This is a genomic window from Stenotrophomonas bentonitica (assembly GCF_002887735.1).
GTDB classification, from domain to species: domain Bacteria; phylum Pseudomonadota; class Gammaproteobacteria; order Xanthomonadales; family Xanthomonadaceae; genus Stenotrophomonas; species Stenotrophomonas bentonitica_A.
On sequence record NZ_PKQP01000005.1, the window covers coordinates 128,143 to 153,117 of the forward strand.

Here is a 24,975-nt window from a genome sequence, read left to right on the forward strand (position 1 = left end):
AAGGCGGTGCGCACACGCGCGCCGCCTTTCTGCGTTATCGGGCCGACATCAATCCGGGATCGGCAGGGTCAGGGTTTCCTTGACCTCTTCCATCACGATGTAGCTCTTGGATTCACGCACGTGCGGCAAGGTCAGCAACGTGCTGCCGAGCAGCTTGCGGTAAGAGGCCATCTCACTGATGCGTGCCTTGAGCAGATAGTCGAAATCGCCCGACACCAGGTGGCACTCCAGCACGTTGGGCAGCTTCAGCGCCGCGCGCCTGAACTCCTCGAAGATATCGCCGGATTTGTAGGCCAGGCTGATCTCTACGAATACCAGCAGGCTGGCCTTGAGGTAATGCGGATCCAGCTTGGCGTAATAGCCGGTGATCGCGCCGTCGCGCTCCAGCCGCCGCACGCGCTCGGTGCAGGGCGTCGTCGACAGCCCGACCCGCTCGCCCAGTTCGGTGAAGGAAATGCGACCCTCGTCCTGCAGGATGCGCAGGATCTTGCGGTCGATCTTGTCCAGTTCGCGGGCACGCGCGGCCATCGGCGTCAGCCTCTCAAGGGTGTTGGCAGGACAATACCCTGCCTGTGACTCTAAAAACAGGCGAATTGCTTGGTTGCGGCTGACTATACTTCCTCAATTATGGTCCCAGCGTGCTCCTGCGCAGGGAATGATCGGGTTGGAGAGGTGTCATGCGCGTTCTAGTCCTTGGCAGCGGTGTGATCGGCACGACCAGTGCCTGGTACCTGCGGCAGGCCGGGTTTGAAGTCACGGTCGTCGACCGCCAGCCTGGTCCGGCGCTGGAAACCAGTTTTGCCAACGCAGGGCAGCTGTCGTTCGGCTATACCTCGCCGTGGGCCGCCCCCGGCGTGCCGCTCAAAGCGGTCAAATGGCTGTTCTCCGAGCATGCGCCGCTGGCGATCCGCCCGGGCCTGGACTGGCACCAGTACCGCTGGCTGGCGCAGATGCTGCGCAACTGCACGCACGAGCGCTACGCGATCAACAAGGCGCGCATGGTGCGCATGTCCGAGTACAGCCGCGACTGCCTCAACGAGCTGCGCCGCGAGACCGGCATCGAGTTCGAGGGCCGCGACCTGGGCACCACCCAGTTGTTCCGCACCCAGCAGCAGCTGGATGCCTCCGCGCAGGACATCGAAGTGCTGGCCCAGTACGGCGTGCCGTACCAGGTGCTCGACCGCGCGGGCATCATCGCCCATGAGCCGGCGCTGGCCGGCGTGGCCGACAAGCTGGTCGGCGCGTTGCGCCTGCCGCGCGACCAGACCGGTGATTGCCAGCTGTTCACCCGTCGCCTGGCGCAGATGTGCGTCGATGCCGGGGTGGAGTTCCGCTTCGACCAGGACATCGCCGGCCTGCAGAGCGAGGGCGACCGCATCACCGGTGTACGCATCGATGGCAAGCTGGAAACCGCCGATCACTACGTGGTCGCGCTGGGCAGTTACTCGCCGTCGCTGGTCGCACCGCTGGGCATGCAGCTGCCGGTGTACCCGCTCAAGGGCTACTCGCTGACGCTGCCCATCACCGATCCGGCAATGGCGCCGACCTCGACCATCCTGGATGAAAGCTACAAGGTGGCCGTGACCCGCTTTGACGACCGCATCCGCGTGGGTGGCATGGCCGAAGTGGGCGGGTTCGACCTGTCGCTCTCGCCGCGCCGCCGCGCCACGCTGGAGAAGGTGGTGCGCGATCTGTACCCGGAGGGCGGCGACCTGTCGCGCGCCGAGTTCTGGACCGGCCTGCGCCCGGCCACGCCGGATGGCACCCCGGTGGTCGGCGCTACGCCGTACCGCAACCTGTTCCTCAATACCGGCCACGGCACCCTGGGCTGGACCATGGCCTGCGGCTCCGGCCGCTACCTGGCCGACCTGATGGATGCCCGCCAGCCGCAGATCAGCACCGAAGGCCTGGATATCTTCCGTTACACCCACCATGCCGCCTCTGTCCGTTACCGTGAGCCGAGTTCATGCGCCCAGCCCGTGCGTTGATTGATCTGGACGCGCTGCGCAGCAATTACCGGCTGGCGCGCGAACTGGGGGGCGGCAAGGCCGTTGCGGTGATCAAGGCCGATGCCTACGGGCACGGCGCGGTGCGCTGCGCCCGCGCGCTGCAGGCCGAGGCCGATGCCTTTGGCGTGGCCTGCATCGAGGAAGCGCTGGAGCTGCGCGCGGCCGGCATCACCGGCCCGATCCTGCTGCTGGAAGGCTTTTTCGACGCCAGTGAGCTGCCGCTGATCGTGCAGCACGACCTGTGGTTCGCGGTCGGCGCGCCGTGGCAGGTCGAGGCGGTGGCCGCGTTCCAGACCACCGCCACGCTCACCGTGTGGTTGAAGCTGGACAGCGGCATGCATCGCCTGGGCCTGTGGCCGGACGAGTTCCGTGCCGCGCACGCCACGTTGAGCGCGTTGGCGCATGTCGGGCCGATGGTGCTGATGACCCACATGGCGCGGGCCGACGAACTGGACAGCCCGCGCACCCGCGAACAGGCCGACGTCTTCGCGGCCACCATCGGCGGCTTGGCCGGGCAGACCAGCCTGTGCAACTCGCCAGCGCTGCTGGGGTGGCCGGACGTACGCAGCGACTGGGTGCGCCCGGGCCTGATGCTGTACGGGATCAACCCGATGCCGGCGCATACCGCGCTGACCGGGCGCCTGCGGCCGGTGATGAGCATGCGTTCGAAGATCTTCGCCGTCCGTGACATCGCGGTGGGCGAGCCGGTCGGTTACGGCGCGCGCTTCGTCGCGCAGCGCCCGACCCGGGTTGGCGTGGTCGCGCTCGGTTACGCCGACGGTTACCCGCAGTTCGCGCCGAACGGCACCCCGGTGCGGATCGACGATCAGCCGGGCATCGTGATCGGCCGGGTCTCGATGGACATGCTCACCGTGGACCTGACCCACCTGCCGCAGGCCGGCATCGGCAGCACGGTGACGCTGTGGGGCGATGCCCCCCGCATCGAGGCGCTGGCACCGCTGTGCGGGGTCAGTGCTTACCAGCTGCCGTGTGGGGTGAAGCGGGTCGTGCGCGAGTACGTCGACGGCTGAACCGCCACCGGCGATACCGCGTGCATGAAAAAAGGCGGCGCTGATGCGCCGCCTTTCTCATGTGGGCCCAAGGGCTCAGGTGCTGGCCGTGGCCTCGTTGCGCAGGTCGCGCCGGATCCAGTCATCCAGCAGGCGCTTCTCATAGCGCAGCGGGTCGGTGTCGCTCTGTCGCCCGATGTTGTGCAGGTAGCCGGTGTCCTGCAGCTTGCGTTCCCCTTCGCTGATCACCTGGCCCTGCGCATCCTTCAGGGTGTAGGTCAGGGTCACGCGCGGGGGGTAGATATCGCGCATCACCCGGATGTCGTTGGCGCGAGGGCCATGCCAAGGCTCGTAATCGCCGGCGCGCTTGATATCGGTAAAGGTGACCTGCAGCGTCTGGCCGGGCTGCAGCGCCTTGCTGGCCGTGGTCTGCACATACTTGGCCAGTTGCTGCACCCAGTCGCCGCGTTCGGCCTCGAAGCGGTTGTTGCTCAGCCGGATCTCGGTGAACTGTGCCGGGTCGGTCCAGGTCACCTGGACAGGGCCTTCGGTCTTGAGCGCGCGCGGGGCCTGCGGGTCGGTCACGGTACGCGGGGCGGCCGCGGCGCTGCCGATGAGCAGCAGCCCGGCCAGGGCCCCGGCGATCAGGGAGGTGCGGTTCATGACAATGCCTGGGTCGCGATCACAAGTGGGATCAGGTACCAGTGTGATCCCGATCCGGGTGGCGGACAATCCACGCGTGTATGCTCCGCGTCTGCGGTTGGCGCCAATTCACCCAGGCCCGCCCCAGACCCCCGGCGCTTGACGCTGCGAATACGCGCGTTGGCCGATCCTGTCCTCCTCTGTTTCGCCAGTTGCCTCATTGACGCCCTTGCCCAGCCTGCCCACTTCGACGTTGGAACGCGCCTCTTTCCTGGCTTCATCGCCGGATCCGGCCCTGTATCGCACGGTCCTTGAGCGCCTGAATGCGGGGTTCTGCATCATCGAGGTGATCTTCGACGATGCCGGGGTGGGCGTGGATTACCGGTTCGTGGAGGTCAACGAGGCGTTTTCGCGCAATACCGGCTTGAGCAATGTCTGCGGGCAGCGGATGACCAGCCTGCAGCCCGGCCATGAGACGGACTGGTACCGCACCTATGGCGAGGTGGCACTGAGCGGCCAGGCCCGGCAGTTCGAGATGGAAGCACGCGCGCTGAACCGGTGGTATTCGGTCGAGGCGGTCAGCGTTGGCGAACCGGACGAGCATCTGGTGGCCGTAGTGTTCTTCGACATCACCAACCGCAAGCACATCGAGGTGGAGCTGGCCGAAAGCGAGGCGCGCTTCAGTGCGCTGGCCGATGGCCTGCCGATGCCGGTGTGGGTCCTGGATGAGCGCGGGCATTCGCGCTTCGTCAACAGTGCCTTCAGCGAGTTCTTCGGCGGCGACGAGCAGCGCGTACCGGACGATGTGTGGCGTGGCCTGGTGCATCCCGACGATGCTTCGGTGTTCGATTACGAACTGCAGGAGGCACTGAAGTCGCAGCGCTCCATGCATGCACTGGTGCGCGGCCGTCGCGCCGACGGGCAATGGCGCTGGCTGGAAATGAACGCGCGGCCCCGCTTTTCCAGGATGGGCCGTTTCATCGGCCTGGCCGGCAGCAGCCCGGATGTGACCGAGCGTCGCGAAATCGAAATGGCGCGCGAAGAACTGCTGCAGTCCGAGCGTGCCGCGCGCAGCGCCGCCGAGAACATGGCGCGGCTGAAGGATGAGTTCCTGGCCACGCTTTCGCACGAGCTGCGCACCCCGCTCACCACCATCCTGGGCTGGAGCGAACTGCTGCTGCAGCGTATCGACAACACCAGCCCGATGTACAAGGGGCTGGGCGTGATCGCCAACAGTGCGATGGCGCAGAAGCGGCTGATCTCGGACATGCTGGACCTGAGCAGCATGCTGCTGGGCAAGGTCCAGCTGGAAGTGGAAATGCTGGATCTGCGTGCGCAGCTGGAAGAGGCCATGCGTGCACAGGAGCTGGTCGCCGAAGGCAAAGCGCTCTCGATGGAACTGGTGATGCCCGACGAGCCGTGCCTGGTGCTCGGCGATGCCACGCGCCTGCAGCAGGTGCTGTGGAACCTGCTGTCCAACGCCATCAAATTCACCCCGGCCGAAGGGCGCGTGGTGCTCACCCTGGCCGCCGATGGCGGGCACTGGTCGATCACCGTGACCGACTCCGGCGACGGCATCGCGCCGGAGTTCCTGCGCCATCTGTTCAGCCGCTTCCGCCAGGCCGACGGCACCACCACGCGTCGCCATGGCGGCCTGGGGCTGGGGCTGGCGATCGTCCAGCAGCTGGTGGAACTGCATGGTGGCGTGGTTGCGGCCAGCAGCGAAGGCCACGGCCAGGGTGCCAGCTTCAACGTGCGCCTGCCGCGCTATCAGCCGCAGGCCGATGGCCGCCCGCTGCGCGAAGTGTTCAGTGGGCCGATCACCGAACAGATCATCGAGCCGTATCCGCTCAAGGGCCTGCACCTGCTGGCCGTGGAAGACCAGCCCGAGGTGCTGGAGTACCTGCGGCGGCTGTTGGAAGAGCAGGGCGCTTCGGTCACCACGGCGTCCTCCGCCGGCGAAGCGCTGGCACTGCTCAACGAAAACGGCCACAGCGGTATCGATGCCCTGCTGACCGACATCGGCATGCCCGGCATGGATGGGTACGGCCTGGTACGCACATTGCGCGACAACATGGGCGTCGAGCCAGAGGCGCTGCCGGCGGTGGCGGTGACGGCGCTGGCGCGTGCGGACGACCGCAAGCGCGCATTGGCGTCAGGCTTCCAGGAGCACGTGGCCAAGCCGTATTCGGTCGCCCAGCTGGTGGCCGCGGTGCGGGGCGTACTCGCCAGCCGCTGAGCCGGCGCCGCTGCCGGCAGCCGTTGGCAATGTGTTGACGCCGCGGCGGGCACACTGAGGGCGTACGCCACAGGAGTTGCCATGTCACGTTACGCCCCCCGCATCCACACCGATCCGGCCGCCATCGCGGCCCTGGAAGCGCTGCTGCCGCAGCTGCACGGCCAGACCCAGGTCGAGCTCACGCTTGATGACGGCAGCCGCCTGCTGGGCACCGTGGCAGTGCAGCCGACGCTGCAGCAGTACCGCGATGCCGACGAACATGAAGGCAGCAACGGCCAGCTGCGATTGGACGATCTGGATACGCCGGTCCAGCAGCACCTCATCTGGCTCGATCAGATCAGGGCCATCCGGCAGCTGCCCTACCGCGAGTGATCGCGGCGGGCAGCGCCTCGGCGTCGGCTCAGTGGGTGAATTCGCTGGGCTCGGCTTCGAAGCGACGCGCGTAGGCTCGCTCATCGGCGATCCGCGCCACCTCTTCATCGGCCATGTCCGGCGCCCCATAGACCGCATAGGCCACGTTGCCATCGGAGGTCTTGCCGATCTGGTGCAGGCGGTAGCGCGAATGGCCGCCGCCGGTGTCTTCGGGGTAGTGCACCGGTGGTTGGCTGCCCTCCATGTCCATTTCGCTGTTGTCGACTACGCCACCGACGAACAATGCACGCATGAGCCATCTCCACGGGAAGTGAGGCTCCACCCTGCCGGTTTGGATGTTGTCAGGGCATCAACAGGACGTTGAATAAACGCAAATCCGGGTCCGGCGGGGCGAACCGGTAGAATGGCGGCCTCTTTTCAAGATGTGCCCCCGCATGGCTGCCCAGCACGACGCTCCCCTGGAAACCCTGTTCCTGCCCTTCGCCAGTGGCGCACTGTCCTGGCCGGCCGGCCCCGTGCTGTTCCTGCGCGCCCGCGACGGCGCGCCGCTGCGCGAGCACGCCCAGCCGGCCCAGCTGGTCTGCGAGCAGAGCTTCCGCCCGTTCGCCGATGCGCTGGAAGCCAGTGGCTGGACCGTACGCGACGAGCAGCAGCTGGCCAGCGACGCCACCCGCTACGCCGTGGTGCTGGTCCTGCCGCCGCGCCAGCGCGAGGAGGCCAAGGCCCTGTTCGCCCGTGCGCTGGCGCTGGCCGCGCCCGGCGGCATCGTGGTGGCCTGCCAGCACAACAACGAAGGTGCCCGCTCCGGCGAAGGCGACCTGCAGCAGTTGGCCGGCCTGGGCGGCAAGCTGACCAAGAACCACTGCCGCGCCTACTGGACCGCGCCGCTCAATGGCCAGCACGACGCCGCGCTGGCGCAGCGCTGGGCGTCGCTGGACGCGCCGCGCGGGATCCTGGGCGGCCGCTTCCAGAGCCGCCCCGGCATCTTCGCCTGGGACCGCATCGACCCGGCCTCGGCGCTGCTGGTGGAGCAGCTGCCGGCCGACCTGGCCGGCCGTGGCGCTGACCTGGGGGCCGGCTTCGGCTACCTGTCCGCTGAAGTGCTGGCCCGCTGCCCGAACGTGAGCGCGCTGGACCTGTACGAGGCCGAAGGCCGCGCCCTGGCCCTGGCCCGCGAGAACCTTGCCGCGCTGGGCAAGCCGGCGGCGCTGGGCTTCCACTGGCAGGACGTCACCGCCGGGATCGAGGGCGAGTACGACTTCATCGTGACCAACCCGCCGTTCCACACGCCCTCGCGCGCCGACCGTCCCGACATCGGCCAGCGCTTCATCGCCGTGGCCGCGCAGGCGCTGCGCCCGGGCGGGCGGATGTGGCTGGTGGCCAACCGCCATCTGCCGTACGAGCAGATCCTCAACGAAAGCTTCGGCCAGGTCCGCGTGGCCGCCGAGCGCGATGGCTTCAAGCTGATCGAAGCGACCAAGGCGAGCAAGAGCGCCACCCCGGCCCGTGCCCCGCGCAGCACCGAGCCGAAGTGGGGCCGCGGAGGCCGCGCATGAAGCTGGTCAAGCTGTTGGCCAACCTGGGCTATGGCAGCCGCAAGCAGGTGCAGGGGATGTTCCGCGCTGGCCTGATCACCGATGCCGACGGCGAGGTGCTGTACGCCGACGACGCGGTCGCACATGAGGCGATCCGGGTCGAGGGCGAGCCGCTGGACCCGCCGCAGGGGCTGACCCTGATGCTGCACAAGCCGCGCGGTTATACCTGTTCGACCAAGGACAAAGGCCGGCTGATCTACGACCTGCTGCCGCCGCGTTACCGCGAGCGTGCGCCGGTGCTGTCCTCGGTGGGCCGCCTGGACCGCGACACCAGCGGCCTGCTGCTGATGACCGATGACGGCGCGCTGCTGCACCGGATCGTGTCGCCGAAGTCGCGCCTGGACAAGGCCTACGAGGTCACCCTGGCCGAGGACCTGCGCGGCGATGAAACCGCGCGTTTCGCCAGCGGCGGGCTGATGCTGGAATCGGACGACAAGCCGTTGCTGCCGGCCGAGCTGCACGTGAACGGCCCGCGCCAGGCGCAGCTGGTCCTGCACGAGGGCCGCTACCACCAGGCGCGCCGGATGTTCGCGGCGGTCGGCAACCACGTCGAGGCGCTGCACCGCAGCCGCATCGGCGGGCTCTCGCTGGGCGATCTGCCGGAAGGCGAGTGGCGCACGCTGGACGCGGCCGATCTCGAGACACTGTTCAACGTCCCATGAGTGCTTTCGCCGCGCTGCCGTTCCTGCCCGACGCCGTCATCTTCGACATGGACGGCCTGATGATCGACAGCGAGCGGGTCTCGATCGCGTGCTGGTCGCAGGCGGCGCAGGAACTGGCGCTGCCGTTCCCTGAGGGGTTCTGGCTGCGCATGGTGGGCCTGGGTGACCGCGACTGCGAGCGCCTGCTGCTGCAGACGGTGAATGCCGAGCAGGTCGCTGCGCTGTTCGCGCGCTGCCATGACCTGTATGAAGCGCGCACGCAGCAGGGCCTGCCGCTGCGCCCGGGCATCCTGGAGATCCTGCAGCTGCTGCACGATCACGGTGTGCCGCGCGCGGTCGCAACCTCCACGCGCCAGCCGCGCGCCTCGCGCAAGTTGGCCGCCGCCGGCCTGCTGCCGTTCTTCGAGGTGGTGGTGACCAGCAGTGACGTGTCGCGTCCCAAGCCGGCGCCGGACATCTACCTGCTCGCGGCGCAGAAGCTGGGCAAGGACCCGGCGCGCTGCCTGGCGCTGGAAGATTCCCCGGCCGGCATCCGCGCGGCGGTGGGTGCGGGCATGACCGCGATCCAGGTGCCGGACCTGGTGCACCCGGATGAGGAACTGCGTGCGCTGGGGCATCGCATCGTGGGTTCGCTGCTGGATGCGCGGGCGTTGTTGATGCCGTTGCTGCCTCCTCCTTGAGTTTGCCCAACGGCCTGCCAGCGGCAGCGGGGCTCGGCTCGCCGATATACCGGCATAAAAAAGCCCGGCACATGGCCGGGCTTTTTCGTGTACGTCGCCGCTGCAATCAGATGCGGCTGAACACCAGCGCTGCGTTCGTGCCACCAAAGCCGAAGCTGTTGGACATCACGGTGTTCAGCTGTGCCGGCTGCGTCTCGCGCACGATCGGGAAGCCTTCCACCAGCGGGTCCAGCTCGCCGATGTTGGCCGAGCCGGCGATGAAGCCGTCACGCATCATCAGCAGGCAGTAGATCGCTTCGTGCACGCTTGCCGCGCCCAGCGAGTGGCCGGACAGCGCCTTGGTCGAGGACAGCGGCGGGATGGTCTCGCCGAACACTTCACGGACCGCCTTCAGCTCGGTGACATCGCCCAGCGGGGTCGAGGTGCCGTGCGTGTTGAGGTAGTCGATCGGGCCGGTGAGGTGCTCCATCGCCATGTTCATGCAGCGCACCGCCCCTTCACCGGAGGGGGCGACCATGTCGGCACCGTCGGAGGTGACGCCGTAGCCGACCAGCTCGGCGTAGATGCGCGCACCACGGGCCACGGCGTGGTCGTAATCCTCCAGCACCAGCATGCCGCCGCCACCGGCGATGACGAAGCCATCGCGGTCCTTGTCGTACGGGCGCGACGCCGAGGCCGGGGTCTCGTTGAAACGGGTCGACAGCGCGCCCATCGCATCGAACATCACGCTCATCGACCAGTGCAGGTCTTCACCGCCACCGGCGAACATCACATCCTGCGCGCCATGACGGATCAGGTCCGCGGCGGCGCCGATGCAGTGGGCGGAGGTGGCGCAAGCGGCCGACAGCGAGTAGCTCAGGCCCTTGATCTGGAACGCGGTGGCCAGGCAGGCCGACACAGTGGAGCACATCGTGCGCGGCACCATGTACGGGCCGACCTTGCGCACGCCACGGGCGCGCAGGATGTCGGCAGATTCCACCTGCCACTGGCTGGAGCCGCCGCCGGAGCCGGCGATCAGGCCGGTACGCGGGTTGGCGACCTGCGCCTCGTCCAGACCGGCATCGGCGATGGCGTCGCGCATGGCGATGTAGGCGTAGGCCGAGGCGTCGCTCATGAAGCGCTTCACCTTGCGGTCGATCTGCGCGTCCAGGTCCAGCTCGATGTTGCCGCCAACGTGGCTGCGCAGGCCGGCTTCGGCGTGATCAGGCAGGTGGCGGATGCCGGCGCGGCCTTCACGCAGTGCCGAGGACACGGTGTCCAGATCGTTGCCCAGGCACGAGGTGATGCCCATTCCGGTAATGACGACGCGACGCATCAGAAGTTCTCAGTGGAAGTGAACAGACCTACACGCAGGTCTTTGGCAGCGTAGATTTCGCGGCCATCGACGAGCATGCGGGCGTCGGACTGGGCCATCACCAGCTTGCGGTTGATGACGCGCGAGATATCGATTTCGTAAGTGACCCGCTTGGCGTTCGGCAGCACCTGCCCGGTGAACTTCACTTCACCGCAACCCAGGGCGCGGCCACGGCCGGGCGCACCGATCCAGGTCAGGAAGAAGCCGGTCAGCTGCCACATGGCATCCAGGCCGAGGCAGCCGGGCATGACCGGGTCGCCGAGGAAATGGCAGTCGAAGAACCACAGGTCAGGGCGGATATCCAGTTCGGCGCGTACCATGCCTTTGCCGTGCGGGCCGCCGTCCTCGCGGATATCGGTGATGCGATCGAACATCAGCATCGGATCATTGGGCAGGCGACCGCTGCCCGGGCCGAACAGTTCACCGCGGGCGCTGGCCAGCAGCTGGTCGCGCGAGAACGCGTTGAGACGAGTCATGGAAAACGCAATCCTGAAGAAGTTGTCGTCGGGGTGAGCCGACCACAGGTCGACTGCTCTTGCATGAAGCAAGTGCTCAAGAGTGCATGAGAAAAAGTGATTCAATCAAACGTTTTAACCGTACGCCGCCGTAGTGTTTTCAGGTTCAAAAACGCATGTTGTTGTTATCCAACAACCATACTGCGGCGTGTGGCTGTAATCTTGTTCATCTGAATCCGAGTGCCCACGCCCGTGTCCCGCCCCCGCAAGATCATTCACGTCGACATGGATGCGTTTTACGCGTCCGTGGAGCAGCGCGACGATCCCTCGTTGCGGGGCAAACCGGTGGTGGTGGCGTGGCGCGGCATGCGCTCGGTGGTGTGCGCGGCCTCCTACGAAGCGCGCGTGTTCGGCGTGCGCTCGGCGATGCCCGCGGTACGCGCGGAGCGGCTGTGTCCGGATGCGGTGTTCGTGCCCCCGGATTTCGTCCGTTACAAGGCGGTGTCCCGCCAGGTGCGCGAGATTTTCCTGCGGCATACGGAGCTGGTGGAGCCGTTGTCGCTGGATGAGGCGTATCTCGATGTGACCGAGCACAAGGGCGGCATGACGGTGGCGACGGAGATTGCACAGATCATCCGCGCGCAGATCCGCGAGGAGACGCAGCTGACGGCGTCGGCGGGGATCGCGCCGAACAAGTTCCTGGCCAAGATCGCCTCGGATTGGCGCAAGCCGGATGGGCAGTTCGTGGTGCCGCCGCATCGCATCGAGCAGTTCCTGACGCCGTTGCCGGTGAACCGCGTGCCAGGCGTGGGCAAGGTGATGGCGGCCAAGCTGGCCGAGCTGGGCATCGCGACGGTGGGCGATCTGCGTTCGCTGCCGCTGGAGGAACTGGAGGCGCGCTTCGGAACGTTCGGCGGGCGCTTGTTCAATCGTGCGCGCGGCATCGATGAGCGACCGGTGGAGCCGGATCAGCCGGTGCAGTCGATTTCGTCGGAAGACACGTTCGCGGAGGATCTGCTGCTGGAGGATCTGGCGCCGGCGATCGTGCAGTTGGCGGAGAAGACGTGGCAGGCGACGCGCAAGACCGATCGGGTGGGGCATACGGTGGTGTTGAAGTTGAAGACCTCGCAGTTCCGGATCATTACGCGCAGTTTCACGCCGGAGTCGCCGCCGGATTCGATGGAGGAACTGCGGGATATTGCGCTGGGGTTGCGGGCGCGGGTGGAGCTGCCGCTGGAGACGCGGTATCGGTTGGTGGGGGTGGGGTTGGGGGGATTCCGGGAGCGGGAGGTGGTGCGCCAGCCGGGGTTGTTTGATCACCTGGGTGATGGCTGACGGTTTTTCTGTTTGCGGTGACGGCAACGGCAACGGCAACGGCTGAGGCGCTGGGGTCCGGGTGATGAGGGTTTGGGACGACGCGGGTGGGGTAGCGGGACCCGCTGCAAGTACGTCCCTGTAAGCTCGTGTGTTGCCATCCATGGCAACACACGGTCCCGATACCCCACCCGCGCCGTCCCTCCGACACTGGGTCGGTGCGCAGAGAGGAAACGCGTCGCGCGTTTCGAGATTCGCGAATGACGTCTGGTTTCTACGGATGCGTCATTACGGCCACTGCATTTCACCCTTGGCTACTTTTGCGCTCAGTTCCAGCGAGCTCTCGCCCGCCAGGGTCGGATAGCGTTTTTTCATCGCGGCAATCAGTGCGTTGGCGTCGTTGCTCCGTGCCGTTTCTTCGTCGAAGGCGCGGATGTAGTCGGCGGTGAAATCCACGGCGCTGATGTCCAGGGCGGCACCCGTTGCGTAGTGGCCCGGTATGACGCGCGTCGGCTTCAGGGCCTTGATGGTGGCCAGGGTCTGCAGCCAGTGCGCGTGCGATTGGGCGCTTTGGGTGTCGGCCATCCAGACGTGTTCGCCGGCGACGATGGGGATGCCGCCGAGGACGGTGCGCAGGGCGGGGATCCACAGGACGGTGCGGTCCGGGGTGGGGCCGGTGAGGCCGATGATCTTGATCGGTTGGCCTTCAAGGGTGAGGGTGTCGCCGTCCAGGGGGGGCGGGATGACGATGCGGCTGGGCTTGGCTGCGCCCATCTGCGGGCCCCAGTACGCGAGTTTGGCGGCCTGGGTGGCGTTGATGTGGGCAACGGTTGCGGGGGTGGCGAGGACTTGGGCGTCGGGGAAGGCGTCCTGCAGGGTGGCCAGGCCGAAGTAGTAGTCGGGGTCGCCGTGGCTGATGTAGATCGTGGTCAGCCGTTTGCCCGAGGCGCGGATGCGCTGCACCAGCTGGGCGGCGTCGGATGCGGCGAACTGGGCGTCGACCAGGATGGCGTCGTGGCGGCCGGTGATCAGGGTGGACGCGACCGAAAACAGCGCCTCGTCGCCGGGGTGGTAGGGCTGCACCTGCAGCACGTGGGCTTCGGCGGTGGCCGCAGCGGCGTGGCTGATGGCCGGTGGGCTGACGGCGAGCGCGGTACCGAGCGCCAACGCCAAGGCCAGGGTCGTGCGGGAAACGTTCTGCATTTCAAGAAGTCCTGTGCAGCGCGGCCCCGGCATCACACCGGGGCGGGACGGCCCCGACATGGCACCGGGGGGAACGGCCCCCGACATGACACCGGGGGGGGGGACGGCCCCGACATGACACCGGGGGGAACGGCCCCGACATGACACCGGGGCCGGTAGAGCCGACCGTTGGTCGGCTGCTTCACATCGGCGGCCTGGTCAGTACGCAACCGTGGCGATCTGCCGCACGTACTGCGGGGTTTCGATCTCGCTGACGAAGGCGTCGGCGTAGTCGGCGTAGCTGATCCGGCTGTGTCCGTCGGCACCGACCAGGAAATTCTTCGCCTGGCTGCGGAAGCCGCCGCGCTGCGGGCCGGGGCCGATCTCGGCGGCGGGCGAGTAGAAGGTCCAGTCCAGGTCATCGACGGCCTGCAGCTGCTTCAGCGTCTCGCGCGCGGCCAGGGCGACCGGCTTGTAGGCATCCGGGAAGCCCTCGGTGTCCACCAGTTGCACGCCCGGGGCGACTTCCAGGCTGCCCGCACCGCCGACCATGATGAAGCGCGGTACGCCGGCCTGGCGGGCTGCCTTGACCAGCGCGGCGCTGGTGGTGGTCACGGTGCTCGGCGCATCACCCGGGCGCGGGCCGAAGGCGCTGGCCAGCACGTCGTGGCCGGCGATCACGGCGGCCAGGGCATCGGTATCGTCCAGCGCGGCGACGGCCAGCTGGGCGCCCTCCAGTTCGGCCGGCAGGTCGGTCTCGCGGCGCACGATGGCGGTGACCTGATGGCCGCGGGCGAGGGCCTGGCGGGTGATTTCACGGCCGATATTGCCGGTGGCACCAACAAGCGCGATTTTCATGGGGCAGGTCCGTTGAGGAAGGAAGGCCAGCGTATGCCTCTGGAATCGAACGAAAAACCGCGTATAACGGCCTAATTTGTTGCACGGATCGATCAAATGGACCGGATGACCGCCATGAACGTGTTCGTCGAGGTCGCCGAGCGCGGCAGCCTGACCGCAGCGGCCGAGGCACTGGAAATGTCGCGGGCGATGGTGACCCGTTATCTGGCCGAGGTGGAGCGCTGGCTGGGCGCGCGGCTGCTGCACCGGACCACGCGCCGGATCAGCCTGACCGGGCCGGGCGAAGCCGCGCTGCTGCGGTTCCGGCAGATGCTGGCGATCGGTGATGAGCTGCGTGGTGAGCTGGCCACGGACAACCCCGAGCCGCACGGGCTGCTGCGGGTCACCGCGAGTGTCTCCTTCGGGCAGATCCACCTGGCGGCGGCGGTGGCGGCGTTCGTCAAACGGCATCCGCTCACGCGCGTGGAACTGCTGCTGGTGGATCGGGTGGTGAATCTGGTCGAAGAGCGCGTGGACATCGCGGTGCGCATTTCGCGCGCGATCGATCCGAGTCTGATCGCGCGGCCGTTGGCGCCGTGCCGTTCGGTGCTGTGCGCGTCGCCGTCGTACCTGACCGAGCACGGCACGCCGACCACCGCCGATGCACTGGCCGCGCACAACTGCCTGACGCACCACTATGTCGGCAAGAGCGTGTGGCACCTGCAACGCGACGGACGGAAGATCGCGGTGGCGGTAGGCGGCAACATCAGTGCCAATGAAGCGTCGCTGCTGCTCGAAGCGGTGCGTGCCGGCGCCGGCATCGCGATGTTGCCGACGTACCAGATCGCCCCGTTGCTCCGCAGTGGCGAGCTGATCGAGGTGCTGCCTGATTACGAAGTGGAAGGCTTGGGTATCCACGCGGTATATGCGTCACGCCGGCAGCTGCCGACAATCATGCGCAGCTTCCTGGATTTCCTGGTGGAACGTTTTGCCAGCCCGGCATTCCTGGCGCAGCTGTAAACGCGGCGCTACCCGGGCGTGCATCGGCATCACACACGCACCTCCGTACAATGGCCCTTCCCTGCTGTGGAAGTGAGCATTGCCTTGTCGTACCCGTATCCGTTGGTGGTGTTCGATCTGGATGGCACGCTGGTGGACAGCGCCGCCGATATCGCCGAGGCGTTGAACCGCACGCTGGAGGACTGGCAGTTGCCGCGCGTGCCCGAGGCCACCGTGCTGACCTGGATCGGCGATGGTGTGCGCCGATTGGTGGAGCAGGCATTCGATGCGGCTGGCAGCGCCGTCGAACTGGACAAGGTGATGCCCGGTTTCATGCGGCACTACGAGGCGTGCCTGTTGCGCAGCCCACGTCTGTTTGATGGTGTGACCGACACGTTGGCCGCATTGCGCGAACGCGCGGTGACGCTGGCGATCTGCACCAACAAGCCGTCGGCGCTGGTGGCGCCGTTGCTGCAGCATTTCGGGTTGCAGGATCAGTTCGCGCTGGTGCTGGGCGGAGATTCGCTGCCGGAACGCAAGCCCAGTGGTGCGCCGTTGCGGCATATCGCGGCGCACTTCGAGGTGGCCGTCGAGGCGGCCCTGATGGTGGGTGATTCGATCACCGATTACCGCGCCGCGGTGGATGCGGGCATGCCGGTGGCGCTGGTGCGCTATGGGTATCCGCGCGGGCTCGATCTAAACAACGTCGCGGCGGTGGCGGTGATGGACGATCTGCGGGAACTGCTGGCGCTCTAATGCGCGTGTGCCGACCAACGGTCGGCACCTACCAGGGTCAACGATTGTGCCGACCAATGGTCGGCAGCTGCCGAGGGTGGGACGGCAGCGGTGCCGCCGTCCCGCACGCTTATTTCGGCTGGTAACGCACGCTCAGGCGGTACTCGCGGCCCGGCTGGTTGTACCAGGCAACGGTTTCGTAATCGCGGTCGAAGACATTGCTGACGCGGCCCAGCACCGACCAGTCGCGGCTCAGTGCGTATTCCAGGCGCAGGTCCACGGTGCCATAGCCACCCAGGCGCACGGTGTTGGCCGCATCGTCGTAACGCTTGCCGGCGCCGTTGGCGGTGAGGCCGGTGCGGAAGTCACCGAAGCGGCGATCGACGTCCAGGCGCGCGGTGTTCTGGGCGCGGCGGGCCAGCCAGTTGTCGAACTGCGCGCTGCCGTCGGTGCGGTTGCGCGGGTCGGTGTGGCTGAGCTGTGCATTGAGGTCGAACCCGGCCACGGTGATCGCACCGGTCAGTTCGGCGCCGCGGATGCGGGCCTTCTCGACCTGCGACATCATGAAGGTCGTCGCGTCGTAGGTGATCAGGTCATCGATGCGCGTTTCGTACACATCCAGACCCCAGCGCCAGCCCTCACCCTGCTGGGCAATGCCGACGTTCGCGCTCTTGGATTTTTCCGGGTCCAGGGTCGGCACGCCGCTCCACGGGTCGTACAGATCGCTGAAGGTCGGGGCCTTGAACGCGGTGCCGTAGCTGGCGTTGAGGCGGAAGCCGCTGCCCAGCTCCAGCCCCCAGCCGAGGCTGCCGGTGGTGTGGTTGCCGAACTGCTCGTTGTCGTCGTTGCGCACGCTGGCCTGCAGGTGGTGCGCGCCGAAGCGGCCCTGGTACTGCACGAACACGCCGGTGTTGTCGCGGCTGTCGACCAGATAGCCGGCGCTGCTGCCGTCCAGGTTGTCCTGGCTCCAGTCCACGCCGGCGCTCAGCAGCTGGCCATCGGCGATGCCGATATCGGCCTGCACCGAGGCGCTGTCACGGTGGGTCTGCGCGTTGCCCAGCCAGGCATCACCGTTGTAGTTGTCCGATTCGTTGTCGGCCCGGCCGACATTGACGGTCAGGTTGAAGCGCGCGCTGGGCGTGTAGCGCAGCTTGCCACCGAGCACCTGCTGCAGGGTCTCGGAGTAGTTGTAGTAGCCGTCGTAGTGGTTCTCGCCTTCGGCGCGCAGCGCGGTGCCTTCCAGGCTCAGCGTATCGGTCAGCGCATAGCCGCCGCGCAGGCTCATCGACAGGTTGCGGTAGCCATCGCGGTCGGGCTCATTGGCGCCACAGCCGGCGAACGGCGAGACGGAGCCGCGGCAGGCGTTGATGCCGTCGGTGTGCTGGTAGGCGATGTCGGTGCCGAACCAGCCACGCTCGCCACTGCCACCGAAGCCACCGCTGGCCTCGCGCAGGCCGTTGCTGCCGCCGCCGAGCTGCAGGTGTGGCGCGAACTGGCCGGCATTGCGGCGGGTGAAGATCTGGATCACGCCACCGATCGCGTCGGCGCCGTACAGGCTGGACTGCGGGCCACGCACGATCTCGATGCGCTCGATCTGCGCCAGCGGCAGGTCCTGGATCATGGCCAGGCCGAGGTCACCGGTGTTGATGCGCACGCCGTCGATCAGCACCAGGGTGTGGGCCGAGTTGGTGCCGCGCAGGAACAGCGAGCTCTGCTTGCCCAGGCCACCGCTGTTGTTGAGGTTGATGCCGGCCCGGCCGCGCAGCAGCTCCTGCAGCGACGGTGCCTGGCTGCGCTCGATCTCGGCGCGGTCGATCACCTGCGCTGGCGAGATGCTGTCCTGCAGGGCGATCGGGGTGCGGGTGGCGGTGACCAGTACCTGGTCCAGCGCGGTCGCCTCGTCCTGGGCCGACGCCAGCAGGGGCAGGGCCGACAACACGGCCAGGGAAAGGACTTGGATCTGCAGCTTCATCGATGACTCCATGCACCGCGCACGCCCGCGCGGCAAGGGGTGGGGATGATCGCGCTGCAGGGATGGATCGACGGTTGGCGGACGCGCACGGCGCCGCTTGCCGCCGCCATGCCCGCCGCATCGCAACCAGTCGTCTTCCAGGCCGGTCTCCGGGCTTGCGGGTCGATGGCGGTGCCATCGTGCCAGGCGCCTTCCCATGCCGGAGCACAGTGGCGTGTTGCCTGGTGTTTCCTCGCTTACCGTTGCGGGGGCAGCGCCGGAGTGGCGGCGGGGCACGAGGCCTGACGCGTCACCGGCTTCCCGTTTCAACCTGGCGGCATTGCAGCCCCGGGTCACCTGAAAGTGGGCGCAGTCTAAGCCATCGGCCGGGCCGGTGGAGCGCACCGGTTAGAATGCGCCTCGCTTTTTCGATGTGATCTCCATGACCCCGACGTGGTTGCAGCACCCCGGTACCGACGCCCGTGACCCTCACCGGCCGGCCGCAGCGGGCAGCAGAGGGGGCCCGGCATGATCCTCGACCTGATCCGCCACGCCAGCACCGGCCGCGACGACCATCTCGATGGCCGTACCGATCCACCGCTGCATGAGGGCGCCACCGACGCGCTGTGCGCGCGCTACGCGGCGCTGTCCTGGGAGCGCGTGCTGTGCTCGCCGCGGCAGCGCGCCGTGCGCACCGCCGAAGCGCTGGCGGCCCCGCTCGGGCGGGGGGTGGACACTGACGAGGAATGGGAAGAGCTGGATTTCGGCGACTGGGATGGTGCCGCGCTGGAGGCGCTGCCGATGGACGCGCTGTCGGCGTTCCATCTGGACCCGCACGCCAACCCGCCGCCGCACGGCGAAAGCTGGGGCCACTTCGAGCGCCGCATCGCGCGTGGGCTGCACCGGCTGCTGGATGATCCGGACCCGGTGCCGACCCTGATCGTCAGTCATGGCGGGCCGCTGCGCATGGTGCTGTCGCAGGTCTGCGGGTTGCCGATGGCGATGTGCTGGGCGCTGCGCATCGACCACGGCACGCGGCTGCGGCTGCGCGTGGAGCGCGAAGACGATCAACTCTGGGGCGAGCTGCTGGAACTGCAGCAGGTATGAAGCGCGCAGGACCGACGATGCGTCGGTCCGTGCGGATCAGCGAGGCTCGTCGTCGCTCTCGAACGGCGATGCCTCATCGCCCTCATCATCGCGATGCTCGACCGTGCGGTCGTAGACCGGGCCGGACGCGGGCGGCGCCTTCTTCAGCGGCTGCTCGGCGATGATGGCCTCGTACTCGGCCACCAGCACGGTACGGCGTGCTTCCGGCAGTTCCTGCCAGTGGCAGTCCTGCAGCGCGCCTTCCAGCGAATAGAGCAGGTTCAGGCTCGGTTTGAAGCCGGCACGGCGCACCTTGACGAAGGCACCCACGGCGCCGACCGCCACCAGGTCTTCCGGCGTACGCAGACCGACCTGGCGCAGCCATGCTGCGCTCTTCGGGCCGATGTTGCGCAGCTTGGCGCCACTCATCCCAGGGCCTCGACGAACACCGCGGCGATCGCTTCAAGGCCGGCCTGGTCCTCGGCGTCGAAGCGCGCCAGCGACGGGCTGTCCAGATCGAATACACCGACCAGGTTGCCGTTGTGGACCAGCGGCACCACCAGCTCCGAGCGCGAGGCCGAGTCGCAGGCGATGTGGCCCGGGAAGGCGTCCACGTCTTCGATGCGCTGGGTAACCCGCTGCGAGGCGGCGGCGCCACACACGCCCTTGTCGAGCGGAATGCGCACGCAGGCGGGCAGGCCCTGGAACGGGCCGACGACCAGCTCGTTGCCGTCGAAGAAGTAGAAGCCGACCCAGTTCAGGTGCGGCAGGGCGTGGTAGACGAGCGCCGACAGGTTGGCCGCATTGGCGATGCGGTCGCGCTCGCCATGCACCAGGGCACGGGCCTGGGCCAGCAGCTGGCCGTACTGTTCCGGCTTGCTGCCGGTAAGCGTGGAGGTATCGAACATGGCCGCAGTCTACCAAGCCGCACGCCCGCCTGCGCCGGGGCCGGCGGAACGCAGCAGACCGCAGCGCGGCGTTGCCGGGACGGCGGATAATGACGCGTTTCCAGCCCTGGTCGTCTTTCATGTCCCTGCCTGCGCCGTTGCCCGCCGCTTTGTTCGTCACCGGTACCGATACCGGCATCGGCAAGACCTTCAGCAGCTGCGTGCTGCTGCATGCCCTGCGCCGGCATGGCGGCACGGCCGTGGGCATGAAGCCGGTCGCCAGCGGCTGTGAGCGCACCCCGCAGGGCCTGCGCAACGAGGACGCCACCGCCCTGCTGGCTGCCAGCGTGCCGACGCCCGGGTACGACGACCTGAACCCCTTCGCGCTGGAGCAGCCGCTCGCGCCGGAGATCGCGGCGGCAGAAGCGGGCGTGCAACTGTCGCTGGCGCCGATCGAAGCTGCCTTCGCGCGCCTGCGTGCCAGCGCGGACACGGTGGTGGTGGAGGGCGTCGGCGGCTGGCTGGCGCCGCTGTCGGCCACGCTGGACCAGAGTGATCTGGTGCAGGCGCTGAAGCTGCCGGTGGTGATGGTGGTCGGGCTGCGGCTGGGTTGCCTCAACCACGCACGGCTGACCGCCGAGGCGATCGCGGCCCGCGGCGCGCACTGCATCGGTTGGATCGCCAACGAGGTGGACCCGGCGATGGCGCGCCGCGATGAGAATGTCGCGTTGCTCAAGGCGCGGTTGCCGATGCCGTGCTGGGGTCGCCTGCCGTATGCGCCGGGTGCGGATCCGGCGAGCCTGGCAGACCGCCTGGTGTTCTGAGCGTCAGCCGCCTGCGCGCACCTGCAGCGCGCTGGCGAGCCGGCCGACCGTGGCAATCGCGCTGGCGAAGCGCTCGTCCAGTTCCTGGCAGCACGACAGGCGCAGGCAATGCCGGTAGCGGGCACCGCGCGAGTACACCTGGCCGGGCATGAACACCACGCCCTCGGCCAAGGCCTGCTCGAACAGCTCCCCGGCATCGATCGCCGGGGGCAGCTCCACCCACAGAAGGAACCCACCGGTCGGCTGGGTGGCCGAGGTGCCGGGCGGAAAATGCTGGGCGATCAGCCCACGCACGTGGCTCACCTGGTCGCTGTAGAGCCGGCGCAGCCCACGCAGGTGGTGTTCGTAGTTTCCGGCCTCCAGGAATGCCGCCACCGCATCGCCGAGCAGGCGTGATTCGGCGCCGGAGGAATGGAATTTCAGCAGCTGGATATCGGCAGCGAAGCGACCCCCATCGAGCCAGCCGATCCGGTAATCCGGCGCCAGCGTCTTGGAGAAACCACTGCAGACCATGATCCAGCCATCGCGATCGAAGCTCTTGGCCAGCGGTTCCAGCGGCTCCTTGAACTGCAGCTCGGCGTAGACCGCATCTTCGATCAACGGCACCTGGTAATGGTTCACCAGCTCGGCCAGGCGCTGCTTGTTCGGCACGGGCATGCTGCCGCCGAGTGGATTGTGCACGGTCGGCATGACCATGATCGCGGCGATGCCGCCGGCGGCGAGCAGCGCTTCCAGTGCTTCCAGATCGAGGCCGTCCCTCGGATGGGTGGGCAGCTCGATCGCGCGCAGGCCCAGGCTGCGCAGCAGCGGGTAGATGTTGAAATACGAGGGCGCTTCGATCGCGACCGCATCGCCGGGTTGGGTCACCACGCGCAGCGCCAGCTGCAGGGCTTCCATCGCGCCATGGGTGAGCACCAGCCGGTCGGTGGTGGTGTGCAGCCCCAGCCGTGGCCCTCGCTGCACGATCTGCGTCAACAGCCGTGCCGCACCGTTGGGACGTGCGTAGGTCTCCACCGTGGTGGCAGCCCGGCGCAGTACCTGCGCGGTGATGCGGGCCAGCTGCGCACCGGGATAGAAGCGCTTGCCGCGCGGCCCGGCGAAGGCCAGGTCGACGATGCCCGGTTGCTGCTGTGCGGCCAGCACGCGCGCCATCATCGCCTGCTGTGCCGGTGCGGTGGGCGGAGACGGCGCCTGCCGCAGCGACTGCGTCGGTTCGGGCAGACGCGGGCTGACCACGAAGCCGGCCTTGGGCCGCGGCAGCACCAGCCCGGCATCCTCCAGCTGCCGATACGCGGCGATCACCGTGTTGAGGCTGAGGCTGCGCTGTGTCGCCAGGCCGCGCAGCGACGGCAGCCGGGTGCCGACCGGCAAGCGCCCACTGCGGATCGCGTCGGCCATTTCATCGGCCAGGGACTGGTAGAGGTTGGTCGCCATCGGCATCTGCATCCACGGGTATCTGTAACCGTGCGGATGCCAGTCATCTGCATCTGTATCCGCGTTGGGACGCAGCCTACCATGGGCGTGACGACTTCTCTCGCGCACGGCAGAGCGGTGTGTGCCGTGCGTCTTTTCTTCTGGTTCGCCGCGTGATCAGCGCGCCGAAATGGAGGTACTCACCAGGCGCGGCTGCTCGCGGTACAGCGCCGGATACTGCTGCTTCAGCGCGGCCACCTTGGGCAGGTCGTTGATCCGGATATACAGCGATTCCGGATGCAGCGTGAGGTAGTTCTGGTGATAGCCCTCGGCGGCGAAGAACGGCTTGCCACCCTCGACCTGGGTCACCACCGGCGCGGCGTAGGTCCTGGCCTGCTGCAGCTGGGCGATGTAGGCGCGGGTGGCATCGCGCTGCGCGGCGTCGTCGGCATAGACCGCCGAGCGGTACTGGGTGCCGCGGTCCGGGCCCTGCCGGTTGAGCTGGGTCGGATCATGCGCCACCGAGAAGAACACCTGCATCAGCTGGCCATAGCTGACCTGGGCCGGATCGTAGGTGACCTGTACCGCCTCGGCATGGCCGGTACCACCGCCGCCGACGCGCGGGTAGGTGGCGTTCGCCGCACTGCCGCCGATGTAGCCGGAGAGCGCATTGTCCACGCCCTTGATGTGCTGGAACACGCCCTGCACGCCCCAGAAGCAGCCACCGGCGAACACCACCTGCGCGCGCTTCACGCCGGGTTGGCGCAGGTCCGCCTTGCCGGCAGGGGGAGGCAAGGCCACGGTCGTGGCGGCCGCGGCAGCGTGTGCCGGCCGATCAAGACCGACCACCACCACGCTGGCGGTGAGTGCCGCGATGGCGACAGCGATGCCGCCTGCAACGAGTTTGTCGAACGCGATCTTCATGCGATGGCTCCTCAACCAAACGTAAAGGCGTAGGCGTGCACGCCCGGATCGAGGAACTCGATCTCGAAGGTGCGCTCCTGCACGGTGCCGGACTGGCGGATCAGCTGATACAGACGGTTTTCATCCACGCGGCCGTCGCCATCGGCGGTGATGTCACCGCCGGCCGCTGCGCCCGGCGCCTGCCCGTCGATGCGCACGCGGAAGCGGACCGGCTTGCCGTCCTCGCCCGGGGCCAGCACCAGGTGCAGGTCGCGCGCATGGAAGCGGAAGGCGATACGGCCGCCATCCGTCTCCAGCCGGGCGTCTTCGTTGCCCACCGTCCAGCGTCCTGCCAATGCCCACTGGTTGTGTTGAAGGGTGGCAGGGACGGTGTAGTCGGCAGGCTGGTCCTGGCGCTGGCCACCGGGCGAGGCGAAGTTCTCGGCGCGAGCGTGACCCAGGTAGGTCTCCGGCGATTTGAGGTTGTCCATGTCGGCCTGGCGCGCCACGCCATCCAGCGCCATCGCCACCGGTGCGTCATCACCGGGGAGGGTGTTGCCGGCCTCGCGCAGCAGCTGGCGGATGATCTGCTCGGACTGCGCATAGTTGCCTTCACCGAAGTGATGCGCACGGATCTGGCCCTGCGCATCGATGAAGTAGTGCGCCGGCCAGTACTTGTTGTTGAAGCCGCGCCAGATGGCGAAGTCGTTGTCGATCGCCACCGGGTAGGTCACCTTCAGGTCCTTCACCGCGCGCTGCACGTTGGCCAGGTTGCGCTCGAAGGCGAACTCCGGTGCGTGCACGCCGATCACCACCAGCCCGTGGTCGCGATAGCGCTCGGCCCACTCGCGCACGTACGGCATCGCGCGCAGGCAGTTGATGCAGGAGTAGGTCCAGAAATCGACCAGCACCACCTTGCCGCGCAGCGGCGGTGCATCCAAGGGCGGGCTGTTGAGCCACCCGGTGGCACCGGCCAGCGAGGGCAGGGTGCCTTCCACCGGCAGTGGCTGCCCGGGCGTGCTCGCAGCGGCGCGCATCATCGCCGCGCCGGCGGCCGGTTCCTGTGCTGGCAGCACGTCGAGCAGGCCCTGTTCCAGCTTGGCGGTGCTGACCGTGGAGAGCCGGGTCAGTACGCCGGTATCCCAGCCCATCGCGATGGCGACCACCGCCAACAATGCGGCGATGCCCAGCCCACGGCGCACCCACTCGCCCACGCCGAGGCGACGCTTGAGCGCGGCGAACACGCGCCCGCCGATCCAGATCGCCAGCGCCAGCGAGGTCGCCGCGCCCAGTGCATAGGCGAGCAACAGCCCGCTGGTGCCGACACTGGCGCCCTGCAACGCCGCGCCGGTGAGGATCAGGCCGAGGATCGGTCCCGCGCACGGTGCCCACAGCAGGCCGGTGGCGATGCCGATCAGCAGCGAGGTACCCACGCCCCCCCGGCCCGCGTCACTGGCCGCATCGGCCGAGGCGCTCAGCCGCGCCCCCAGCCGCTGGAACGGCGACAGCAGGCGGTCGGCCAGCGCCGGCCACAGCAGCGCCAGCGCGAACACCGCCATCACCACCAGTGCGATCCAGCGCCCGATCTGGTTGGCCTGCGCCACCCATTGGCTGCTCACCGCCGCCAGGCTGGCGACCACGGCGAACATCAACGTCATGCCGATCAGCAGCGGCAGCCCACTGCGCAGGAAAGGGCGGTCGGACCGTGCGAACACGAACGGCAGCACCGGCAGGATGCAGGGGCTGAGGATGGTGAGCACGCCACCGAGGTAGGCCAGCACGAGCAGAAGCATGGAGAGGTCCTTCTATGACGCAGGGAGTGCGGC

At 68.0% G+C, this 24,975-nt stretch carries 25 protein-coding genes and 1 riboswitch; of the genes, 12 read left to right on the forward strand and 13 right to left on the reverse strand.

Going from position 1 to position 24,975, the window contains the following annotated elements:
• Nucleotides 1-48 precede the first annotated feature (48 nt).
• The gene (locus C0R07_RS11460) at nt 49-528 is read right to left on the reverse strand and encodes an Lrp/AsnC ligand binding domain-containing protein (protein ID WP_019185754.1); all 480 of its coding nucleotides are present in this window, start codon (nt 526-528) and stop codon (nt 49-51) included.
• Nucleotides 529-677: 149 nt separating this feature from the next.
• Between C0R07_RS11460 and C0R07_RS11465 the strand changes: the two genes are divergently transcribed.
• Complete coding sequence (locus tag C0R07_RS11465; RefSeq protein WP_102788960.1) at nt 678-1,988, forward strand: D-amino acid dehydrogenase; 1,311 nt, start codon at nt 678-680, stop codon at nt 1,986-1,988.
• Complete coding sequence (alr, locus tag C0R07_RS11470) at nt 1,967-3,040, forward strand: alanine racemase (protein WP_102788961.1); 1,074 nt, start codon at nt 1,967-1,969, stop codon at nt 3,038-3,040. Before C0R07_RS11465 ends, alr begins: the two co-directional genes overlap by 22 nt.
• A gap of 75 nt (nt 3,041-3,115) precedes the next feature.
• Here alr and C0R07_RS11475 read toward each other — a convergent pair whose 3' ends face one another.
• Nucleotides 3,116-3,682 (reverse strand): DUF3016 domain-containing protein, encoded by a 567-nt coding sequence (locus C0R07_RS11475; protein ID WP_070471638.1) that lies wholly within the window; start codon nt 3,680-3,682, stop codon nt 3,116-3,118.
• Between the two features lie 232 nt (nt 3,683-3,914).
• Here C0R07_RS11475 and C0R07_RS11480 point away from each other — a divergent pair, with 232 nt between their 5' ends.
• Nucleotides 3,915-5,900, forward strand: a complete 1,986-nt coding sequence (locus C0R07_RS11480; protein WP_019185758.1) for a hybrid sensor histidine kinase/response regulator — start codon at nt 3,915-3,917, stop codon at nt 5,898-5,900.
• 81 nt (nt 5,901-5,981) lie between these two features.
• Nucleotides 5,982-6,272, forward strand: a complete 291-nt coding sequence (locus C0R07_RS11485) for a DUF3247 family protein (RefSeq protein WP_046272912.1) — start codon at nt 5,982-5,984, stop codon at nt 6,270-6,272.
• A 28-nt stretch (nt 6,273-6,300) separates the two neighbouring features.
• Here the strand turns inward: C0R07_RS11485 and C0R07_RS11490 are convergent, their stop codons facing one another.
• Nucleotides 6,301-6,564, reverse strand: coding sequence for a hypothetical protein (locus C0R07_RS11490; protein ID WP_019185760.1), 264 nt, complete (start codon nt 6,562-6,564; stop codon nt 6,301-6,303).
• Between the two features lie 142 nt (nt 6,565-6,706).
• On the opposite strand from C0R07_RS11490, the gene C0R07_RS11495 reads away from it, so the two are divergent.
• From C0R07_RS11495 to C0R07_RS11505, 3 genes are read left to right on the forward strand one after another with little or no spacing between them, the layout of a single operon-like run.
• Entirely contained in the window at nt 6,707-7,828 is a 1,122-nt protein-coding gene (locus tag C0R07_RS11495) for a class I SAM-dependent methyltransferase (protein ID WP_102788962.1), read from the forward strand.
• Nucleotides 7,825-8,529 (forward strand): pseudouridine synthase, encoded by a 705-nt coding sequence (locus tag C0R07_RS11500; protein WP_102788963.1) that lies wholly within the window; start codon nt 7,825-7,827, stop codon nt 8,527-8,529. Before C0R07_RS11495 ends, C0R07_RS11500 begins: the two co-directional genes overlap by 4 nt.
• On the forward strand, nt 8,526-9,209 hold the full coding sequence (locus C0R07_RS11505) for an HAD family hydrolase (RefSeq protein WP_046272916.1): 684 nt from the start codon (nt 8,526-8,528) through the stop codon (nt 9,207-9,209). The genes C0R07_RS11500 and C0R07_RS11505 overlap by 4 nt, the downstream gene beginning before the upstream one ends.
• Before the next feature lie 106 nt (nt 9,210-9,315).
• On the opposite strand, the gene fabB is transcribed toward C0R07_RS11505, so the two are convergent.
• Nucleotides 9,316-10,524, reverse strand: a complete 1,209-nt coding sequence (fabB, locus tag C0R07_RS11510; RefSeq protein ID WP_019185764.1) for a beta-ketoacyl-ACP synthase I — start codon at nt 10,522-10,524, stop codon at nt 9,316-9,318.
• The gene (fabA, locus tag C0R07_RS11515) at nt 10,524-11,039 is read right to left on the reverse strand and encodes a 3-hydroxyacyl-[acyl-carrier-protein] dehydratase FabA (RefSeq protein ID WP_102788964.1); all 516 of its coding nucleotides are present in this window, start codon (nt 11,037-11,039) and stop codon (nt 10,524-10,526) included. Before fabA ends, fabB begins: the two co-directional genes overlap by 1 nt.
• Nucleotides 11,040-11,270: 231 nt before the next feature.
• Here fabA and dinB point away from each other — a divergent pair, with 231 nt between their 5' ends.
• On the forward strand, nt 11,271-12,353 hold the full coding sequence (dinB, locus tag C0R07_RS11520; protein ID WP_070471642.1) for a DNA polymerase IV: 1,083 nt from the start codon (nt 11,271-11,273) through the stop codon (nt 12,351-12,353).
• A gap of 267 nt (nt 12,354-12,620) precedes the next feature.
• Here dinB and C0R07_RS11525 read toward each other — a convergent pair whose 3' ends face one another.
• Both C0R07_RS11525 and C0R07_RS11530 read right to left on the reverse strand, forming a co-directional pair.
• On the reverse strand, nt 12,621-13,535 hold the full coding sequence (locus tag C0R07_RS11525; RefSeq protein WP_102788965.1) for an MBL fold metallo-hydrolase: 915 nt from the start codon (nt 13,533-13,535) through the stop codon (nt 12,621-12,623).
• A 198-nt stretch (nt 13,536-13,733) separates the two neighbouring features.
• A complete protein-coding gene (locus C0R07_RS11530; protein ID WP_019185768.1) occupies nt 13,734-14,372 on the reverse strand; it encodes an NAD(P)-dependent oxidoreductase in 639 nt (212 codons plus the stop codon).
• Nucleotides 14,373-14,468: 96 nt separating this feature from the next.
• Between C0R07_RS11530 and C0R07_RS11535 the strand changes: the two genes are divergently transcribed.
• Together C0R07_RS11535 and gph are read left to right on the forward strand one after the other, a co-directional pair.
• Nucleotides 14,469-15,371, forward strand: coding sequence for a LysR family transcriptional regulator (locus C0R07_RS11535; RefSeq protein WP_102788966.1), 903 nt, complete (start codon nt 14,469-14,471; stop codon nt 15,369-15,371).
• An 84-nt stretch (nt 15,372-15,455) separates the two neighbouring features.
• Nucleotides 15,456-16,106 (forward strand): phosphoglycolate phosphatase, encoded by a 651-nt coding sequence (gph, locus tag C0R07_RS11540; RefSeq protein WP_026070183.1) that lies wholly within the window; start codon nt 15,456-15,458, stop codon nt 16,104-16,106.
• A gap of 109 nt (nt 16,107-16,215) precedes the next feature.
• Here the strand turns inward: gph and btuB are convergent, their stop codons facing one another.
• Complete coding sequence (btuB, locus tag C0R07_RS11545; protein ID WP_102788967.1) at nt 16,216-18,057, reverse strand: TonB-dependent vitamin B12 receptor; 1,842 nt, start codon at nt 18,055-18,057, stop codon at nt 16,216-16,218.
• 123 nt (nt 18,058-18,180) lie between these two features.
• Nucleotides 18,181-18,412, reverse strand: a riboswitch (cobalamin riboswitch).
• Nucleotides 18,413-18,564: 152 nt separating this feature from the next.
• Between btuB and C0R07_RS11550 the strand changes: the two genes are divergently transcribed.
• Nucleotides 18,565-19,143, forward strand: a complete 579-nt coding sequence (locus C0R07_RS11550; protein WP_046273810.1) for a histidine phosphatase family protein — start codon at nt 18,565-18,567, stop codon at nt 19,141-19,143.
• Between the two features lie 36 nt (nt 19,144-19,179).
• On the opposite strand, the gene C0R07_RS11555 is transcribed toward C0R07_RS11550, so the two are convergent.
• Together C0R07_RS11555 and C0R07_RS11560 are read right to left on the reverse strand one after the other, a co-directional pair.
• Entirely contained in the window at nt 19,180-19,551 is a 372-nt protein-coding gene (locus tag C0R07_RS11555) for a TfoX/Sxy family protein (protein ID WP_070471647.1), read from the reverse strand.
• Entirely contained in the window at nt 19,548-20,030 is a 483-nt protein-coding gene (locus C0R07_RS11560) for a GAF domain-containing protein (RefSeq protein WP_102788968.1), read from the reverse strand. Before C0R07_RS11560 ends, C0R07_RS11555 begins: the two co-directional genes overlap by 4 nt.
• 119 nt (nt 20,031-20,149) lie before the next feature.
• Here C0R07_RS11560 and bioD point away from each other — a divergent pair, with 119 nt between their 5' ends.
• The gene (gene bioD, locus C0R07_RS11565; protein WP_046273813.1) at nt 20,150-20,833 is read left to right on the forward strand and encodes a dethiobiotin synthase; all 684 of its coding nucleotides are present in this window, start codon (nt 20,150-20,152) and stop codon (nt 20,831-20,833) included.
• A gap of 3 nt (nt 20,834-20,836) precedes the next feature.
• Here bioD and C0R07_RS11570 read toward each other — a convergent pair whose 3' ends face one another.
• From C0R07_RS11570 to C0R07_RS11580, 3 genes are all read right to left on the reverse strand, one after another.
• Nucleotides 20,837-22,267 (reverse strand): PLP-dependent aminotransferase family protein, encoded by a 1,431-nt coding sequence (locus C0R07_RS11570; RefSeq protein WP_254427826.1) that lies wholly within the window; start codon nt 22,265-22,267, stop codon nt 20,837-20,839.
• A gap of 156 nt (nt 22,268-22,423) precedes the next feature.
• Nucleotides 22,424-23,170 carry a peptide-methionine (S)-S-oxide reductase MsrA gene (msrA, locus tag C0R07_RS11575; RefSeq protein WP_102788970.1) on the reverse strand — a complete coding sequence of 249 codons (747 nt, stop codon included), beginning with the start codon at nt 23,168-23,170 and terminating at the stop codon, nt 22,424-22,426.
• 11 nt (nt 23,171-23,181) lie between these two features.
• Nucleotides 23,182-24,942: a cytochrome c biogenesis protein DipZ gene (locus tag C0R07_RS11580; RefSeq protein ID WP_102788971.1), complete on the reverse strand. Its 1,761-nt coding sequence runs from the start codon at nt 24,940-24,942 to the stop codon at nt 23,182-23,184.
• Nucleotides 24,943-24,975: the final 33 nt, after the last annotated feature.